The 17,908-nt window shown below is 67.7% G+C and carries 12 protein-coding genes; 9 read left to right on the top strand and 3 right to left on the bottom strand.

What is annotated here, in order from left to right; translation table 11 throughout:
• Positions 1-104 precede the first annotated feature (104 nt).
• The 4 genes from HWQ56_RS16245 to HWQ56_RS16260 all read left to right on the top strand — a co-directional run bounded on the left by HWQ56_RS16245 (position 105) and on the right by HWQ56_RS16260 (position 3,948).
• Positions 105-791: a 3-oxoacid CoA-transferase subunit A gene (locus HWQ56_RS16245; RefSeq protein ID WP_158156784.1), complete on the top strand. Its 687-nt coding sequence runs from the start codon at positions 105-107 to the stop codon at positions 789-791.
• A gap of 8 nt (positions 792-799) precedes the next feature.
• The gene (locus tag HWQ56_RS16250; RefSeq protein WP_158156786.1) at positions 800-1,441 is read left to right on the top strand and encodes a 3-oxoacid CoA-transferase subunit B; all 642 of its coding nucleotides are present in this window, start codon (positions 800-802) and stop codon (positions 1,439-1,441) included.
• A gap of 216 nt (positions 1,442-1,657) precedes the next feature.
• Positions 1,658-2,530 (top strand): glyoxalase, encoded by an 873-nt coding sequence (locus HWQ56_RS16255; RefSeq protein ID WP_176571152.1) that lies wholly within the window; start codon positions 1,658-1,660, stop codon positions 2,528-2,530.
• Between the two features lie 8 nt (positions 2,531-2,538).
• Positions 2,539-3,948, top strand: a complete 1,410-nt coding sequence (locus tag HWQ56_RS16260; protein ID WP_158156790.1) for an alginate export family protein — start codon at positions 2,539-2,541, stop codon at positions 3,946-3,948.
• Here the strand turns inward: HWQ56_RS16260 and HWQ56_RS16265 are convergent.
• A complete protein-coding gene (locus HWQ56_RS16265) occupies positions 3,938-4,501 on the bottom strand; it encodes a helix-turn-helix domain-containing protein (RefSeq protein WP_176571153.1) in 564 nt (187 codons plus the stop codon). The two genes, HWQ56_RS16260 and HWQ56_RS16265, sit on opposite strands and share 11 nt — an antisense overlap.
• A gap of 184 nt (positions 4,502-4,685) precedes the next feature.
• Here HWQ56_RS16265 and HWQ56_RS16270 point away from each other — a divergent pair, with 184 nt between their 5' ends.
• Positions 4,686-5,507 (top strand): alpha/beta fold hydrolase, encoded by an 822-nt coding sequence (locus tag HWQ56_RS16270; protein ID WP_158156794.1) that lies wholly within the window; start codon positions 4,686-4,688, stop codon positions 5,505-5,507.
• A gap of 43 nt (positions 5,508-5,550) precedes the next feature.
• Here the strand turns inward: HWQ56_RS16270 and HWQ56_RS16275 are convergent, their stop codons facing one another.
• Both HWQ56_RS16275 and HWQ56_RS16280 read right to left on the bottom strand, forming a co-directional pair.
• Positions 5,551-11,022, bottom strand: a complete 5,472-nt coding sequence (locus tag HWQ56_RS16275; protein ID WP_176571154.1) for a trifunctional serine/threonine-protein kinase/ATP-binding protein/sensor histidine kinase — start codon at positions 11,020-11,022, stop codon at positions 5,551-5,553.
• Positions 11,023-11,046: 24 nt separating this feature from the next.
• Positions 11,047-12,120, bottom strand: a complete 1,074-nt coding sequence (locus HWQ56_RS16280; protein ID WP_176571155.1) for a response regulator — start codon at positions 12,118-12,120, stop codon at positions 11,047-11,049.
• Between the two features lie 221 nt (positions 12,121-12,341).
• Here HWQ56_RS16280 and HWQ56_RS16285 point away from each other — a divergent pair, with 221 nt between their 5' ends.
• The 4 genes from HWQ56_RS16285 (at position 12,342) to HWQ56_RS16300 (ending at position 17,839) form a co-directional block, all read left to right on the top strand.
• Positions 12,342-14,750 (top strand): DUF3772 domain-containing protein, encoded by a 2,409-nt coding sequence (locus tag HWQ56_RS16285; protein WP_176571156.1) that lies wholly within the window; start codon positions 12,342-12,344, stop codon positions 14,748-14,750.
• Between the two features lie 169 nt (positions 14,751-14,919).
• A complete protein-coding gene (locus HWQ56_RS16290; RefSeq protein WP_176571157.1) occupies positions 14,920-15,840 on the top strand; it encodes an ABC transporter substrate-binding protein in 921 nt (306 codons plus the stop codon).
• Positions 15,837-16,973 (top strand): phosphotransferase enzyme family protein, encoded by a 1,137-nt coding sequence (locus HWQ56_RS16295; RefSeq protein WP_176571158.1) that lies wholly within the window; start codon positions 15,837-15,839, stop codon positions 16,971-16,973. Before HWQ56_RS16290 ends, HWQ56_RS16295 begins: the two co-directional genes overlap by 4 nt.
• Positions 16,970-17,839: a sulfurtransferase gene (locus tag HWQ56_RS16300; RefSeq protein ID WP_176571159.1), complete on the top strand. Its 870-nt coding sequence runs from the start codon at positions 16,970-16,972 to the stop codon at positions 17,837-17,839. Before HWQ56_RS16295 ends, HWQ56_RS16300 begins: the two co-directional genes overlap by 4 nt.
• Positions 17,840-17,908 lie beyond the last annotated feature (69 nt).

The raw sequence follows: 17,908 nt of genomic DNA on the forward strand, positions 1-17,908 counted from the left end.
CCGCCAACCCGGGTTGGCTACGCTAATAACAAGCAAGCAAACGTGGCCACCGCATGGCCCGTGCCTTGATTCACTCACACTCCAGGAAAAACCAGGAGCTCGCTTTGATCAATAAAACATTTGAGTCCATCGCTGCCGCGGTGGAAGGGATTGCCGACGGCTCTACCATCATGGTGGGTGGTTTCGGCACGGCCGGCATGCCTTCGGAGCTGGTGGACGGCGTGATCGCCTCCGGCGCACGCGAGCTGACCATCATCAGCAACAACGCCGGCAACGGCGACGTGGGCCTGGCCGCGCTGCTCAAGGCCGGCAGCGTGCGCAAAGTGATCTGTTCCTTCCCGCGCCAGTCCGACTCTTATGTATTCGACGAGCTGTACCGCGCTGGCAAGGTAGAGCTGGAAGTAGTGCCCCAAGGCAACCTGGCCGAGCGCATCCGCGCCGCCGGTTCGGGCATCGGCGCGTTCTTCTCGCCCACCGGTTTCGGCACCCTGCTGGCCGAAGGCAAGGAAACCCGTGTGATCGACGGCCGCAACTACGTGCTGGAAATGCCGCTGCACGCCGACATCGCGCTGATCAAGGCCTACAAGGGCGACCGCTGGGGCAACCTGGTGTACCGCAAGGCCGCGCGCAACTTCGGCCCGATCATGGCCATGGCCGCCAAGACCGCCATCGCGCAAGTGAACGAGATCGTCGAGCTGGGCGAACTGGACCCTGAGCACATCATCACCCCGGGCATCTTTGTCCAGCGCGTGGTTGCCGTGCCGACCTACCCTTCCGCCAAAGCTGTTTGAGGCCCGCCATGACTGCCATGAAAAAACTCTCGCGTAACGAAATGGCCCAACGCGTGGCCGAAGACATTGCCGAAGGCTCCTACGTCAACCTGGGCATCGGCGTGCCGACCCTGGTGGCCAACTACCTGGGCGACAAGGAAGTGTTCCTGCACTCCGAGAACGGCGTGCTGGGCATGGGCCCGAGCCCGGCCGAGGGCGAAGAAGACGACGACCTGATCAACGCCGGCAAGCAGCACGTGACCCTGCTGACCGGTGGCGCGTTTTTCCACCACGCCGACTCGTTTTCGATGATGCGCGGCGGCCACATCGACATCGCCGTGCTGGGTGCCTTCCAGGTGTCGGTCAAGGGCGACCTGGCCAACTGGCACACCGGTGCCGAAGGCTCGATCCCGGCCGTGGGCGGCGCCATGGACCTGGCCACTGGCGCGCGCCAGGTGTTCGTGATGATGGACCACCTGACCAAGACCGGCGAAAGCAAGCTGGTGCCCGAGTGCACCTACCCGCTGACCGGCATTGCCTGCGTGAGCCGCATCTACACCGACCTGGCCATTCTGGACGTCACAAGCGACGGCCTGAAGGTGCGTGAAATCGTTGCAGACATTACCTTCGAAGCCTTGCAGGAACTGAGCGGCGTGCCGTTGATCCGCTGACACCCCCTTCCTGTGGGACCGGGCGCAAGCTCGGGAAGCAGGCAACGCGGGCATTCTGACGCCTCGCGGTGCGTGCTTCCCGAGCTTCGCCCGATCCCACAAGATAGGTGTATGTGTGTCGGCGCGGTGTCTTCGACACAAAAGCACAGCCATGCAATTATTCATCTGCCCTTGACCTCACCCTGACGCTGTCCGTTTCCCGTCATGGAGAGTGTCATGCGTCACACCCTGTTGATCTTGTCCCTGGCCACGCCTTTGTCGGCCCTGGCCGCCACCGGTCCCGCGGTAGGCCCGCAGTACGACACCAGCCACGTCTACGTGGCCCCCGCCGATGTCGACCCGTTCGTGCACAGCTTCCTCGCCACCTTCGGTGGCACCAGCACCGCCCAGGTCGTCGCCGACGTCACCCCGACGCCCAGCAGCACCACCTCGCAACTGCTGCAGACGCCCTCCGGGACCCTTTCCCTGTTCGGCTTCAAGACCCCCATTCCCTACCCGTTCGGCGCTGAGCGCAATGGCTACCTGGTCAAGGACATGGACCAGGCGATCGAGCAGGCGCGCAAGGCCGGTGCCGACGTGATCGTTGCCCCCTTCCCCGACCCCATCGGCCGCGACGCGGTGGTGCAATGGCCGGGTGGCGTCAATATGCAGCTGTATTGGCACACCACCGCGCCCCACTACACCGCCTTCGAACGCGTGCCGGAAAACCGCGTTTATGTCTCGGCCGATCGGGCGCCCGCGTTCATCAAGGCCTTCACCACCTTCTCCCACGGCACGGTGCTCAGCGACGACAAGCACGCCCCAGGCGTGGAAATCGGCCGCGACACCGGTACCTACGAACGGGTGCGCATCCGCTCGGACTTCGGCCGCATGACCGTGCTGGTCACCGACGGCCACCTGCCGTTCCCCTATGGCCGGGACACCACCGGCTACGAAGTCGCCGACCTCGATGCCACCCTGAACAAAGCCACCGGCAGCGGCGCCACCGTCCTGGTCACGCCCGTCGCCAGCGACGGGCGCAAGGCGGCCATGGTGCAGTTCCCGGGCGGCTACGTGGCTGAAATCCACCAGACCCTGGCCAAGCAGTGAGGCGCGGCATGCCAGGCGCAACCCGCTGGCCCCCGGCGCGCCTGGCGGGCCTGTCACTGGGGTTGCTGTGGCCCCTGCTCGGCGCGCCCGCCCACGCCGAGGGCGACGACAGCCGCCCGCCGATCAAGGCCAACCGCTGGCAGGAAGATTGGTCGGGGCTGGCCTCCCCCGCCCTGCGCACCGAACCGCTGGACGACCTCAAGTACATCCCGCTAGGCGCCGATGGCGCCTGGTTGTCCCTGGGCGCCACCCTGCGCGAACGCCTGGAGATGAATAACGCCAGTGGCTTCGGCACCCGGGGCGTGGCCCGGGACAACTACTTGCTGCAGCGCCTGCAGGTGCATGCCGACCTGCACGTCAACGAGCACTGGCGGCTGTTTACCCAGCTCGAAGACGTGCGCGCCTACGACAAGGCCACCGTCGGTGGCGCCGACCAGAACCGCGTGGACCTGCGCCTGGCGTTCCTGGAGTACATCAATGCGTTCGACAGCGGCACCCTCAAGACCCGGGCCGGACGCCAGGACTTCGCCTTCGACTTGCAGCGTTTCGTCTCTTCGCGCGACGGGCCCAACGTGCGCCAGTCGTTCGATGCCCTGTGGGCCGACTGGGAGACCGCGCGATGGCGCTTCATCGGCATCGCCAGCCACCCGGTGCAATACCGCGACGACCACGAATTCGATGACACCTCCAGCAACGCCGTGCGCTTCGACATGCTGCGGGTGGAGCGCCAGGTCGGCGACCAGCAGGAACTGTCAGCCTATTTCGCCCTGTACCAACGCGACCAGGCCCAGTACCTGGACGCGGCCGGTGGCGAAGACCGCGATATCCTCGATGCTCGCTACGCAGGCTCCGCCGCCCAGGTCGACTGGGATCTGGAGGGCATGCTCCAGGGCGGTTCGGTCGGCGGCAAGGACATTCGCGCCTGGGCCGCCGGCAGCCGCGTGGGCTACACCTTCGCCGCCACCGCCTGGACTCCGCGCGTGGGCCTGCAAGTGGACGCCGCCTCCGGCGACCGCCGTGCCGGCGATGGCCGCGTGGGCACCTTCAACCCGCTATTCCCTAACGGTTACTACTTCACCCTGGCCGGTTACACCGGCTACAGCAACCTGATCCACGTCAAGCCATCGATCACGGTCAAACCGATGGCGGGGTTGAGCGTGCAGACGGCCATCGGCCTGTTGTGGCGCCAGACCACCGAGGACGCGGTGTATACCCAACCCAACAGTGCCGTGGCCAATACCGCTGGCACTGGCCAGCGCTGGACCGGGGCCTACGCCCAGGTGCGCACTGACTATGCCTTCACCGCCAACCTCAGTGGTGCTGTGGAAGCCGTGCACTACGACGTCGGGCAGACCCTGCGCGACGCCGGCGGGCACGACAGTGATTATCTGGGGGTGGAAATGAAGTTCAGTTGGTAAGCGTCGCACCTGGCGCCGGGGTATTACCCTGGGGGTTAATACCCCGGCGCCAGGCGAACGGCGTGGTGCCCAGGCAACGGGTGAACACCCGGGTGAAATGCGACTGGTCGGCAAAGCCGCAGTCCAGCCCCACGCGGGCGATGGACAACGCGCGGTCGGCGAGCAAGGTCTTGGCCCGCTCGATGCGCGCCTGCAATAGCCAATCCCGGGGCGCCTGGCCGGTGGCCTTCTTGAAGGCCCGGGAAAAATGGCTGCGCGACAGCGAACAGGCCCGCGCCACGTCGGCGATCGACAGGTCGCCGCTCAGCTGTTCCAGCATCATGTGCTTGGCCCGCCGCTCTTGCCAGGGTGACAGGGCAATGCGCGCCGGCGCCGGCTCGGCCGCCGCCTCGGCGTAATGCACCAGCAGGTGCGTGCACAGCGCGCTGGACTGCTGGTACAACGCCCGCGGCTGAGCGCCGTCGGTCTCGGCCAGCGTGGCGGCCAGGGTCAGCAGCAAATCCAGGGTCACCGGGTCCAGGGGGCCGGTGGCGGCTTGGGTACAGGCATTCATGGGGTCGCTCCTTGTACGGTCTGAACTTCCCCAGCAGTGTCCGCCGCCAGGCCCTCAAGTGTCCTTGCCAGCCCCTTAAACGTTCTGAAGGCCCGCGCTTCAGAACGTTTAAGGCCGCGCCAAGGCTTTATCCGCCGGCCAGGGTTAGCGTGGTGGCTTCCCCTCAACGCTACAGGAGTCGACCATGGCCTACCTCACCACCCGAGACGGCACCGAAATCTATTACAAAGACTGGGGCAGCGGGCAACCGGTGGTGCTCAGCCACGGCTGGCCCCTGAACGCCGACATGTGGGACTACCAGATGAACTTCCTGGCCGCCAACGGCTTCCGGGTGATCGCCCATGACCGTCGCGGCTTTGGCCGTTCCAGCCAACCGTGGACGGGCTACGACTACGACACCTTTGCCGACGACCTGGAGCAGTTGCTCAGCCACCTGGACGTCAGCAATGCCGTGCTGGTGGGTTTCTCGATGGGCGGCGGCGAAGTCGCTCGCTACCTGGGCCGCCACGGCAGCCAGCGCATCGCCAAGGCCGTGCTGGTCAGCGCCGTGACGCCGCTGATGATTCGCCGTGACGATCACCCCGAAGGCATGGACCCGTCGATTTTCGACGGCATCCGCGCTGGCCTGCTCGATGACCGCGCCGGCTTCCTCGACGCCTTCGGCCCGGTGTTCACCGGTAGCGACAAACCCGGCAGCAACGTCGGCAAGCCGATGCTGGAGTGGACCCAGTTCCTGGCCCTGCAAGCGGGTTTCAAGGGCACCCTGGATTGCGTGAAAGCGTTCTCGGAAACCGACTTCCGTGCGGACCTGCGCAGCATCGACATCCCCACCCTGGTCATTCATGGTGACGGCGACGCGGTCGTCAGCTTCGAGGTGACCGGCAAGGCCGCAGCCGAACAGGTGCGAGGGGCGACGTTGAAGGTCTACCCAGGCGCTCCGCACGCGGTGTACTTCACCCACAAGGACCAGTTGAACCAGGACCTGCTGGCCTTCGCCCGCAGCTGACCTGGGGCTCGGTGAGACGCGCGCTGGCGTGTACGACGGGCCGTTACGGCTGTCGGCACGGCAGCGTGAACACGAACACCGTCTGCCCCGCCCGCCCGCGACACTGGTTCAGGGTGCCCTCCTGGGCGTCCAGGATTGACCGACAGATCGCCAGGCCCATGCCCATCCCGGTGGGTTTGGTGGTGAAAAAGGCACTGAAGATACTGTCCTCATGCTCGGCCTTGATGCCAGGGCCGCCGTCCTCGACCGTGACCACCACCTGGTCGCCGCCCTCCACGCTGGACGTCACCCGCAGCCAACGCTCGGCGGCGGGCAGAACGGCCATGGCGTCCAGTGCGTTGATGACCAGGTTGTACAGTACCTGCTGCAACTGCACCGCATCGACCTGCACCTGCACCCTGCCCGCCTGCAGGTTGGCACGCACGCCCACGTGCTGCTGGTCGAGCTCTACCGCACACAGGCGCAGCACTTCGCTGACCAGCGCGTCCATGGCCTGCCAGCGGCGCTCGGCCGGTTGCTGCCGGGCCAGGGCTTGCAAGGCGCGAATGATGGCGGCGGCGCGCTTGCCATCGCGAGCGATGTCGCGCAACCCGGCCAACGCTTCGTCGACCTGCGGCTGCTGGCGCTGCAACCACCGCACACTGGCGCTGGCGTTGGTGACGATGGAGGCCAACGGCTGGTTGATCTCATGGGCAATGGACGCCGCCAGCTCGCCCATCACCGTGCTATGGCGTACCCGCGCCAGCTCGGCGCGTGCACTGCGCAGCGCCGCCTCGGTGGCGCGCCGCTCGCTCACGTCCGACGTCACGCCCATGAACACACCGTCTTCGGCGGGCTCGCCGTGGGCTTCCAGGTAGCGTACCCGGTCGTCCACCAGGATGCGGAACGCCATGCGAAACGCCAGCCGGGTCTGCCGCGCCCGCTGCAATTGCGCCGTGAAGCCCGGGGCGTCCTCGGGGTGCACCCGGCGCAGCAATTGCGCGGCCGTGGGCGCCGTGGCGCGCACTGGCAAGCCCCACACCGCGTAGAGCTCGTCAGTCCAGTACGCCAGGTCGGTGGTGACGTCCCATCGAAACGAACCCGAGCGGATGATCCTCTGGCCGATGGCCAACAGCCCTTCGCTGGTGCGCAGCTGGGCCTCGGTTTCACGCCGTCGGGCGTTCTCTTCCAGCACCTGGGCGTAGAGCCGCGCGGTCTCCAGGGAGATGGCGGCCTGCGCCGCCAGTACTTCGATCATCACCACCCGTTCCTGGGTGAACACCCCGCGTGCCAGCGGGTTCTCCAGGTACAGCAGGCCCAGCACCTCGCCTTGCTTGAGCAGCGGCAGGCACAACACCGAACCTGGCACCTGGCCGTTGAAGTGCGGATCGTCGGCGAAACCGCTGTCGCCCTCGGCCTGGCCCAGGGCCACCGGACACCCCGTGCGCATCACCGTGTACAGCATCGACAGCGGCACGGCCTGGGGGCGCTGCGCGGGGCTGTACACCGTGACCCGTGCGCCGGCTTCCACGGTTTCGGCGCTGGCCACGCTCATCAGCGTGCCGGCCTCCACCAGCAGCAGCGCCCCGCTGCGGGCACCGGCGTGCACCAGGGTATTGGCCATCAGGGTTTCCACCAGCCGCTCAAAGACAATCTCGCGGGATAGCGCCTGGGACGCCTTGGTCACGGACACCAGGTCCAGGTACTGTTGGCCGTGCAGCATGTCGATGGAAGCGCGGGCGTCCAGGGGTTTGCCATTGAGGTACAGGTGGCTGGCCTCCAGCGCCGCCACGTTGCTGTGCGCGCCCCACCGCTGCCAGGCCTCCCGGGCGCTGAACCGGTGGCTGCGCGCGGCGCTGCTCAGCCCCAATGCCTGGTGGCAGTGGGCGGCGCACTCATGGGCCAGGGCCTGCACCGGGGCACAGCCGACCGTCGCCGCCTGTTCGATGGCCTGTTCCAGCAGCCGCAAGGCTTTGAGCCACTCGCCGCCCAGGCGCGCCACCTCGGCCTCTACCAGCCATTGACGGTGCTGGAACGAGGCCGGATTGAGCGCAGCCCACTGGCGCAGGCGCAACAGGTAGGGCTGCACCCGGGCCACCTCGCCAAGGGCGGCATGGTTAAGCGCCGAGTAGAACGCCAGGTCCATCAGGTGCACGTGGGCGGCCATGCATGCCTTGAGCTGCTCGGCGCGCCCCAACGCGTGCCGGGCATCTTCGTGGCGGCCCTGGCTGAACGCCAGCTTGCCGCGGTACAGCCAGAAGAAGAACGCCACCGGCAGCATCGCGCTGCCCTCCACCGCCGTCTGCCAGCTGTGCAGGGGATCGTTCGAGGGTGCCAGCAGCGGGTCACGCAGGGCTTGTACGTAAGTCTGCTGGATCTGCAGCAACAGTTGGCTGTCGGCGAACTGCGAAGAAGCAGCCAGGGCCAGTGCGCTGTCAAGCCGCTGTTCGACCTGCTCCAGGCTCGCGCCCATGACCAGCAGCGTGCAGACCAGGTGGTGGCACGCGTAGCAACTGAGTGCCACCCGGCCTTCCCGCCGCCCGGCCAGAAAAGCCTGCTCGCCGCATTCCAGGGAAAACCCCAGCGAACGGGTCCACACGCTGATGCGGCCCAGGGCCAATTGCGTCGATGCCTGGGTGTGCGGCTCGCCCACCACCGGTTCCAGGCGCACCGCCAGGTCGCCGTAGCGCAGCCCCTGCTCACAGGATTGCGGGTTGTCGGCCAGCAGCACGCCATACCAGGCCAGGCCGTGGACCGCGGCGGGGCTGACGCCGTGGCGCCAGGTCATGTCGAGCATGCGCTCAAGCAATTGCGTTGCCAATGGCCGGTCCACCAGGATCGCCGGGATGATCATCGCCGCCATCAGATCCAGGGCGGCGGCGATGAACGAATTGTCCAATCGGCGCATGTGCAACAAGGCGCTCAGCGCAGGTTGCTCAACTGCCGGGCAGGTGCTGGCGGCCTGCGGGGCGAAGGTCAGGCCGAACATCGCCAACCCTGCGCGGCCCGCCTGGAGCGCCGCGACGTAGCCATCGGCCAGGGTCAAGGCTTCCACCTTGAGCACATGCAGGGCCGAGACCTGGGTCAGGGACTGGACACGCTGCAGCATGCGCTCGATGCAGGCGTGGGCCGCGCTGTAGTCGGCGCTGTGCATCAGGCACTGCGCATAGAGCAGGTCCACCGCATAAGCCTGAGCCGGCGCCTGGGTCCAGGACTGGCGCCCGGCCAGTTCCCGGGCCAGGCGCAGGTATTGCAGGGCGAAAGGCAAGGTGGCGGCCTCGCGCGCGCGGCGTGCCGCTTCCAGCAGTGCCTCGATGAAGGCGCTCACGTCCTGTTCACGCAGCCGCTCATGGGCACTCTGCTGGATATGCAAGGCGATGCGAAACAACTCGGTGCGCGGGCTGGCATCGTTCATGCCCTGAATCAGCAGGCGCGCCAGGCGCGTATGCAGCACCGGCCGGTAGCCTTCGGCAATGGCGTGGTAAGCCGTTTCCCGCACCCGCTCATGGCTGAAACACCAGCCATCGCCCTCGGCCAGCAGTAAACCGCCCTGCACCGCCGGTTGCAGTCCCTGGCTCACCCGCAGCAGGCCAATGCGGCTCAGGCGCGCCAGCTCATCGTGGCCCGCGCGGTTGCCCAGCAAGGCCAGCAGGCCCAGCAACCAGCGAGTGCGCCGGGGCAGGCGCCCCAGGCGCGCCACCAGCAGGTCGACGACGTTGTCCGCCAGCGGCGAGCCCAGCAGCGCCTGCTGGTCCCAGGCCCAGCCCAGCGCCCCGGGCTGGGGCACCAGGCGTTTTTCTTCCAGCAGGGTACGGACCAGTTGCTGGATGAACAGCGGATTACCGCCGCTCTTGTCCTGCACGATCACCGCCAGGGGCAGCAGGGCGTCACCTTCGCTGCCCAGCAGGCCGTTGACCATGGCCAGCACGGCGGTGCGGTCCAGCGGGGCCAGGTTCAGTTGCGTGCAGTGGCGGCCCTGGGCCCGGGCGGCCTGGGCCAGCGCGGTGTCGCCCGGTACCGGCTCACGCCCGGCCAGTACCAGCACCACGTGAGGCAGCGGGGCGTGAACCAGGCTGTGCAACAAGGTGAAGGTGTCCGGGTCCAGCCACTGCACGTCATCGAAAAACAGCAGCAACGGCGTACCCGGTGTACCGAACGCGGCGATCAAGCCCCGCAGCACCCCTTGCAGGCGCAAACCCGCATCCGGGCGCGCCGGTTCCGGAACGGGCGGCAGGGGGCCGGTCACCAGGCTCAACTCCGGCACCAGCGCCAGCACCAGCCCCGCATCGGGCCCCAATGCCGTCAATAACCGGTTGCGCCACAGCGCAAGCCCTTCCGGATGCTCGCCCAGCACGCGCATCACCAGCGCCCGCAGCGCCGTACTCAGGGCCCCGAACGGCGTGATCTGGCCTGGGTGGTCCACACGTGCCACGGCAAACACAATGCTGCCGTTGACCAGGTCCTGGTGCAGTTGGCGCACCAGGGCGGTCTTGCCACTGCCCAGGGCACCGCCGAGCCAGAGAATTTCCGCTTCGCCCGTCACCGCGCAACGCAGCACCCGGTCGTGCAGGACCGCGGACTCGCGCTCACGGCCGGGCAACCGCTGCCAACGGGGGGCGCCCAAGGCGGCCCGGGCGCCCGGCTCAAAGGGCTGGATGGCCTGAAACTCGCCCCATTGCACCAGGCACAGGCGCAGGTCGGCGCACAGCTCGTCGGCGCTGGCATAACGTTCGACCGGCTGCTTGGCCAATAGCTTGAGCACCACCGCCGCCAACGGCGCCGGGACCGAGGGGCGCAACTCGCGCAGGGCCGGCGGCTGCAAGGCCAGGTGCTGGTGCAGCCACTCCACCGGGTCGTTGCCCTCGAAGGGTACCCGGCCGCTGAGCATTTCGTAGAAGCTCACGCCCAGGGCGTACAGGTCACTGCGCTCATCCACGTCGGTGCCCACTCGCCCGCCCTGCTCGGGCGACATATAAGCAAAACTGCCGCAAATCGCCCGGGGCGCCGGCTGCGCGGCATCACGCCGGCACGCCAGGGAAAATGCCAGGAGGCGCACGGTGCCGTCAGCGCTTTCCACCAGGTTGCACGGTTTGATGTCACGGTGCAGCAAGCCTGCCCGGTGCAACTGCCCCACGGCGCTGGCCGCCCCCAGGGCCAGGCGCAGGAACCGGGTGATCGACAGCCCTGGGCCCACCACTTCATGCAGGCCATGCCCCTGGTTTTCGTCCAGTACCAGCAGCGGCCCGTCGACCGCACTGATCAGCGCCACCGGCATCACCGCCCAGGCCGGGTCCAGCTGCTGGCGCAGGTCATATTCCTGGTGCAGGCGGCGAAAACCGCCCTGGGAAGGCAGGGCCGCCGGGCGGGCGATCAACCAGTCGCGGGCGGAAATCGGCGAGCGCACGCGGTAGCGCGCCACTTCACCGTCCACCAACAACAGGCGCCAGGTGAGGTGCCTTAACCACTGTTCGTCGAATGCCCCGAGTTGCTGCCGGTAGGCCGCCAGTTCACCGGGCAGCGGCTGGCGCCCGCTCACCGGCACGCGCCCGGGCGCAGCGGCTCAGTCGGGCCGGGCACTGACCGCCTCCGGGCCCACGCCGATCTGCTCGCACTGGCGCACCAGGTCGATCAAGGTGGCGGCCTTCATCTTGGCCATCACATGCTTCTTGTGCACCTTGGCCGTGACCTCTTGCGTGCCCAGCGCCTGGGCCACCTGCTTGTTGACCTTGCCCTCCAGCAGCAGCGCCAGTACCTGGCGTTCCCGGGGCGTCAGGCTCTGGTAGCGGCTGCGCACTTCCCGGGCCTGGGCCTGCGCGGCATAGCGCTGGCGGGCCCAGGCCAGGGCCTTGTCGATGGCCGCCAGCAACTCGCCTTCGTCGAAGGGCTTGGTGAGGAACTCCTGGGCACCGGCCTTGATTGCCTTGACCGACATGGGAATGGTGCCGTAGCCGGTCATGAAGATGATCGGTACCTCGCAGCCGCGGCGCTTCAGTTCGTTCTGCAGGTCGAAACCGGTGCCGGCCTGCAGGTTGACGTCCAGCACCAGGCACGCCAGCCGTTGGGCAAAGGGCTCGGCGAGGAAGGCGTCGGCGCTGGCGAACGTCTGCACCGCGATGTCCGCTGAGCGCAACAACCGCGCCAAGGCATCGCGCACGGATGCTTCGTCGTCCACCACATACACGATCGGCGCCAGGTTGCCCGGTGCGCTCTGCACGGTGGTGGGCAGGCTGCTGGCCGCGGGCGTGGCGTCGGCCAGCAGGTCATTGAAGCCCAGCCGTTCGAGCAGGGCCAGCAGCAGGCTGTCACGCCCGCCTCTTTCGGCGGGCGCCGCCTCGTCGGGTTCCTGGCCGTCCATGACCAACCGGTAACCGCGCCCGGGCACGGTACGAATGCATGCCGAGGCGCTGCCCAGGGCCTTGCGCAGCGCGGAAATATGCACCTGCAGGTTGTTTTCCTCGACCACGGCAGCCGGCCACACGTGGGCCAGCAACTGGTCCTTGCTGACCAGTTCGCCTCGGGCCTGCAGCAGCCTTTCAAGGATATCGAACGCACGGCTGCCCACCTTGACCGGCGTGCCATTGTCGTGAATCTCCCGCCGCGCCAGCGAAATGGTGACGTTTGCGATACGGATCATGGGGTTGCCATCAGGCCGTGCATGCGGCGGTATCCCTTGGGGGTTGAGAGGTCAGGAGAAGGATAGAGGGTGGGGGGGTGGGTGGCAATTATCCGGGCGGATAGGGTGGGGGGCATGAGCCCCGCGGTCGAGGCGCATCCCCGTCCAGCCCTTCATCCCCCCCACCCCGCCGCCACAAGGCATAATACGCGCCTTCGATTCCCGCAAAATGAGGACCCCGCATGCAGCCCGCCATGCGTAACCGCTGGTATTCAGGGTTTTTGACCCTGCTACTGCTGTGCTTCACCGTGCCAGCCTTCGCACAGCCCACCGCGCCCCAGGCCTCTGCGCCCGGCAGCCTGCCCGTGCTCGCCGACGGCGCCAGCCTGGATGAGTTGAACGACCAGCTCGACCTGATCCGCCAGCGCGTCACCGGCAGCGCCAACGATGATGTGCTGTCCACCCTGCGCCAGGCGGCGCTGCAGGTGCAGAAGCAAGCCGACGACCTGGCCACCGCGCGCGGCGTCAGCATCGAGCACCTGAATGACCAGTTGAAGGTCATCGGCCCGCCACAGCCGGACGAGGCCGCCAGCCTGAGCGCGCAACGCCAGACCCTGACCAGCCAGAGCAACGCCCTGGCCGCGGACGAGCGCCAGCTCACGACCCTGAGCCAGTCGGCGCGCGACCTGGCCACGCAGATCGTCAACCTGCGCCGCAGCCAGTTCAACTCCCAGATCAGCGCCCGCTCCACCAGCCCGCTCAGCCCCAGTTTCTGGTCGAGCCTGATCCGCCCCACCGACGACGACCTGCGCCGCCTGACCAGCCTGGGCCAAGACGTGGAAAACGCCAGTGAAGCGGTACTGGCCCCCGGCGCACGGGGTTACTTCATTGGCGCGCTGGTGCTGGCGGTGGTGATCTGGGTGGGCGGTCGACGCTTGCTGGAACGCCTGCTGGCCTGGTCCATGATCCGTTTCCTGCCCGAGGGCCGCCTGCGTCGCAGCGCCCTGGCCCTGGCCGTGGGGCTGGCGACCTTGCTGACTATCAGTGGCGCCACCACGGTGCTGCGCTGGGGGGTAACCTACAACACCGAGCTGAGCGCCAATGTGCTCAACCTGATCGACCAGCTCACCACGCTGGTGATCTTCTGCGCCTTTATCGTCGGCCTGGGCCGCGCGTTGCTGATGCTGCGCCGCCCTTCCTGGCGCCTGGCGGAAATTCCCGACGAGATCGCCACCGCCCTGGGCCCCTTCCCGAAGATATTGGCCTTGGCGCTGATGATCATCGGCACTCAGGAACGCATCAACAGCGTCATTGCCAGCAGCCTGGCGCTGACCGTGGCGGTGAACGGCCTGACGGCGCTGGCCGTTTGCGTCATCTCCCTGTGGGCACTGGTGCGCTACCACCGCACCCGCCATCAGTTCGAGCTGGAACGCCTGACGGGCGTCGCCGCCCTGGTGCCCTTCGTGCTGGGCATGTGGATTCTGGTGATTCTGCTGTCGCTGATCAGCGGCTACCTGACCCTGGCCTACTTCCTCACGGTTAAACTGCTATGGATGAGCGTGGTGGCGACCACCGCCTACCTGCTCACCGCCTGCTTCGGTGACCTGTGCGAAACCTTGCTGTCGCCCAAGGAACCGGGTGGCCGGGCCCTGGCCTCGGCCTTGAGCCTGTCGCCCCGCCACCAGGCCCAGGCAGCCACCCTGCTGGCCGGCGTGGGTCGCACCCTGTTGTTGTTCACCGCGCTGCTGATCGCGTTCATGCCCTCGGGCTCCAGCCCCAGTGAGATCCTCCAGGGCCTGACCCTGCTGGACCTGGGCAACAAGCCCCTGGGCGGGCTCAAGGTCGTGCCTGGCGATATCCTGCTGGCGATCGGTTTCCTGATCGGCGGCCTGTTCGGCATTCGCGTGCTCAAGGGCTGGCTCAGCGAGCGCCTGCTGCCGGAGACCAATATGGACGCCGGCATGCGCGCCTCGCTGGTGACCCTGGTCGGGTACCTGGGCTATGTGCTGCTGGCGATCGTGGTCATGTCGACCTTGAGCATCAGCCTCACCAACCTGACCTGGGTGGTCAGCGCCCTGTCGGTGGGGATCGGTTTCGGCCTGCAAGCCATCGTGCAGAACTTCATCTCCGGCCTGATCCTGTTGACCGAGCGGCCGGTGAAGGTCGGAGACTGGGTCAGCCTGGCCGGTGTGGAAGGCGACATCCGCCGCATCAACGTACGCGCCACCGAGATCCAGATGTCCGACCGTTCCACGGTGATCGTGCCGAACTCGCAATTCATCACCCAGAACGTGCGCAACGTGACCATGGGCAATGCGCTGGGCGTGGTCGGCGTGAGCCTGACCCTGCCGCTGGACACCGACGTGCTGAAGATCCGCGAGCTGTTGCTCACCGCCTTCGCCGAACACGAGGCGATACTGGACACCCCGGCACCGTCCGTGTCGTTCAAGGATCTGACCGCCAACGGCCTGATCATCAGCGCCAGCGGCTACGTCAACAGCCCGCGTTCGGTGTCCGGCGCGCGCAGTGACCTGCTGTTCACCATCCTGGGGCGGTTGCGCGAGATGGGCGTAGCGCTGTCGGCGCCACAGAGCATGATGTTGATCAGTCAGGGTCAGGGCGCAGGGGCGGTGATACCGGATCCGGTCTGAAGTGAAAAGCTCGGCGGACCATCAAGGCCGCGGGCGGCCGGGGGCCTGTATGGCAGGCACCTGGCCGCCCCGATCCAATCCAGTCTAAGCATAGACCCATTCACTATTTGGTATATACCAAACTAATGCCCTATAAAGAGCCACCCTCTCACGGACAAGGCTCTGCCCCATGCAACAACTGCGCATCATGCTCGAATACTTCCACCCCTGGCCCAACTCCGCGGGTTTCTACCTGGCCCGCGAGCGCGGCTGGTACGCCGACGCGGGCCTGGAGGTGGAGTTGTGCGTGCCCGACCCGGAGAGAGGGGACAGCCTAGAGCATATGCTCACCGGCGCCGTGGACCTGGCGGTGTTCCCCAGTAATCGCCTGCTGGTGCGCCGTGACCTGGGCCAGCCGCTCAAGGGCGTGGCCGCGATCAACCATGACGGCCTGGAAGCCTTCCAGACCCTGCGCGAATTCGACATCCAGCGCCCCCGCGACCTGATGGGCAAACGCCTGGCCATGAACCCTACCCCGCGCGGGCTGGCCATGGTTCGCGATCTGGTGCGCAAGGACGGCGGCGACCCGGACGCCGTGATCATCGTCGACGCCGGTGCCCGCGAACTGCGCCCCGAAGAACTGGAAGCGGGTCATGCCGACGTCAGCTTTGGCGGTTACTGGGCCTGGGAAGCGCTGATGGACAGCCCCGTGGACACGGCCCGGCGGGTGGTACACCGCGTCAGCCAGTGGGGCGCGCCGGCGTACCACAGCTATTTGCTCGGCGCGCGGGAAAACTGGATAGCCACCCACACCGACGCCTTGCGCGCCTTTCTCGCCGCCACGGTGCGCGGTTTTGAGTGCGTCGCTGCACACCCGCAGCAGGCCCGCGCCGCGTACGAGCGTGTCATTCCCTATTTCCCTGGCGCGCTGATCGAGCGTTCATTGCAGCACATCGCCCCGACCTGGCTGCACCAGGGCCGGTTCGGCCAGCAGCGCCAGGCCTTGCTGGAACCCTACGCCCACTGGCTGCACGCCCACGGTATCCTGCGCTCCGCCGATGCCTGGCGCGCGGCCACCACCAACCAGTATTTGCCCGGAGAGGCGCCATGACCCACCCGTTGCACAGCCACGGCCTGGCCGGCGAGGACGTCGCGCCCGTGTGGGCGCCGCTGGCCGAAACGGAACTGCGCCCGCTGCTGGCACGCTACCCGCAACTGGGTGCCCTGCACAGCATCGACTGGCATAGCCCGCGGCCGTTTTCCGCCGCAGCGCTAGTGAGCACAGAAACCGGCCAGTGGTTCGTCAAACGCCATGCCCAGGCCGTGCGCAGCGCCGCCTGGCTGGAAGAAGAGCACGGCTTCATCGGCCACCTGCGAGCCAACGGCGTACCCGCCCCCAAGGTCCAGCTCGACGGCGAAGGCCGCAGCGCCATTGCCGTCGGCGCCTGGACCTATGAAGTCCACGCCCGCTCCCCGGGCGCCGACCTGTATCGCGACGCCCAGTCCTGGTCACCGTTTCACAGCCATGCCCACGCCCACGCGGCCGGCCGCGCCCTGGCCGAACTGCACCGGGCCGCCGAGGGCTATCACGCCCCGGCACGCCAGGCCACGGTGCTGAGCAGCCGCTGCCATGCGTTCGTCCAGCCCCAACCGCTGCCGACCTTGACCCGCCAGGTGCACAACAGCCCTGCCCTGAACCGCTACCTGGCTGACCGCGACTGGCGCGCCGACCTGCAGCGCGTGCTGTTGCCTTCGCACCAGGCACTGGTGCCCCACCTGGCACGGCAAACGCCGCTGTGGACGCATAACGACTGGCACGCCTCCAACTTGCTGTGGGCCGATGACCAGGTCAGCAGCGTGCTGGACTTTGGCCTGTGCGACCGCACCTTCGCCTTGTTCGACCTGGCCACCGCCCTGGAGCGCAACGCTATCCCCTGGCTGGAACTGGACCAGGGCGGCGCGGCCCCGGCTGACCTGGGCACCGTGGATGCGCTATTGGCCGGCTACGCCAGTATCAAATCCCTGGTGGCCGCTGATATCGAGGCATTGGCAGCCTGGCTGCCGGTGGTGCACGCCGATTTCGCCATCTCCGAGACCGAGTACTTCGCCGGCGTGCTCGACGACCACGCCAGTGCCGACATCGCCTGGGATGGCTACCTGCTGCGGCATGCCGACTGGTTCGCCGGCCCGGAAGGGCAGCGCCTGATCGAGCACCTGCACCAGCGCACGCGAGACAGGTCATGACCGCCCTGCTGGTAAACGTCGCCTGGCTCGCGGCCAACCTCCACGCGCCCCATCTGGTGTTGCTGGACGCCACCGTCGACCTGCGCGCGCCGCGGTTCGATGGCGACTACCAAGCCTTCAGCGGCGAGCCCGGCTGGCGCGCCGAGCACCTGCCCGGTGCCCGCCACGCCGACCTGCTGATGCAGCTGCACGCCCCCCAGGCCCCCTACAGCTTCGCCATGCCGGCCACCGCACAGCTTGCCCTCGGCTTGCAGGGGCTGGGCGTCGACGACCGCAGCCACATCGTCATCTACGACCGTGCCGACGGCTTCTGGGCCGCCCGCCTGTGGTGGATGCTGCGCAGCGTCGGCGTGCCCGCGGCCATTCTCGACGGCGGCCTGCAGGCCTGGCGCAACGCCGGGCAGCCGATCGAAACCGGCCCCGTGAACCATGCCCCGGCCACGGCCGCGCCGACCTTGTGCGTTCAGCCAGGCCACTGGGCCAGCCTGGAACAGGTGCGCGCCGTCAGCGAAGGGCGAACGCCGGGCCATCTGATCTGCGCGCTGTCGCCCGCGGTGTTCGACGGTAGCGCCACGACCCGGTACAGCCGCCGCGGGCACATCCCCAACAGCCTCAACCGCCCCGCGCGACACCTGTTCGATGACCAAGGCCGCTACCACCCGCCCCAGGTGCTGGCCGAACGTCTGGGCGTGGCGCAGTTGCCACAGCCCATCGTGCTCTATTGCGGCGGCGGCATTTCCGCCGCCGCCAGCGCCTTTGCCCTGACATTGCTGGGCCGTCACGACGTGACCCTGTACGATGGCTCGCTGCAGCAATGGAGCGCCGCCCCCGCTTTGCCAATGACCACCGGAGCAGCTCCGGCCTGACCCTTCGCGGAACAGGCGCTGACCCTGGCGCGGCCCCCTGCGGGCCGCGCCCGGTCGCCTGCACCAGAA

The organism is Pseudomonas eucalypticola, assembly GCF_013374995.1.
Taxonomy (GTDB): Bacteria; Pseudomonadota; Gammaproteobacteria; order Pseudomonadales; family Pseudomonadaceae; genus Aquipseudomonas; species Aquipseudomonas eucalypticola.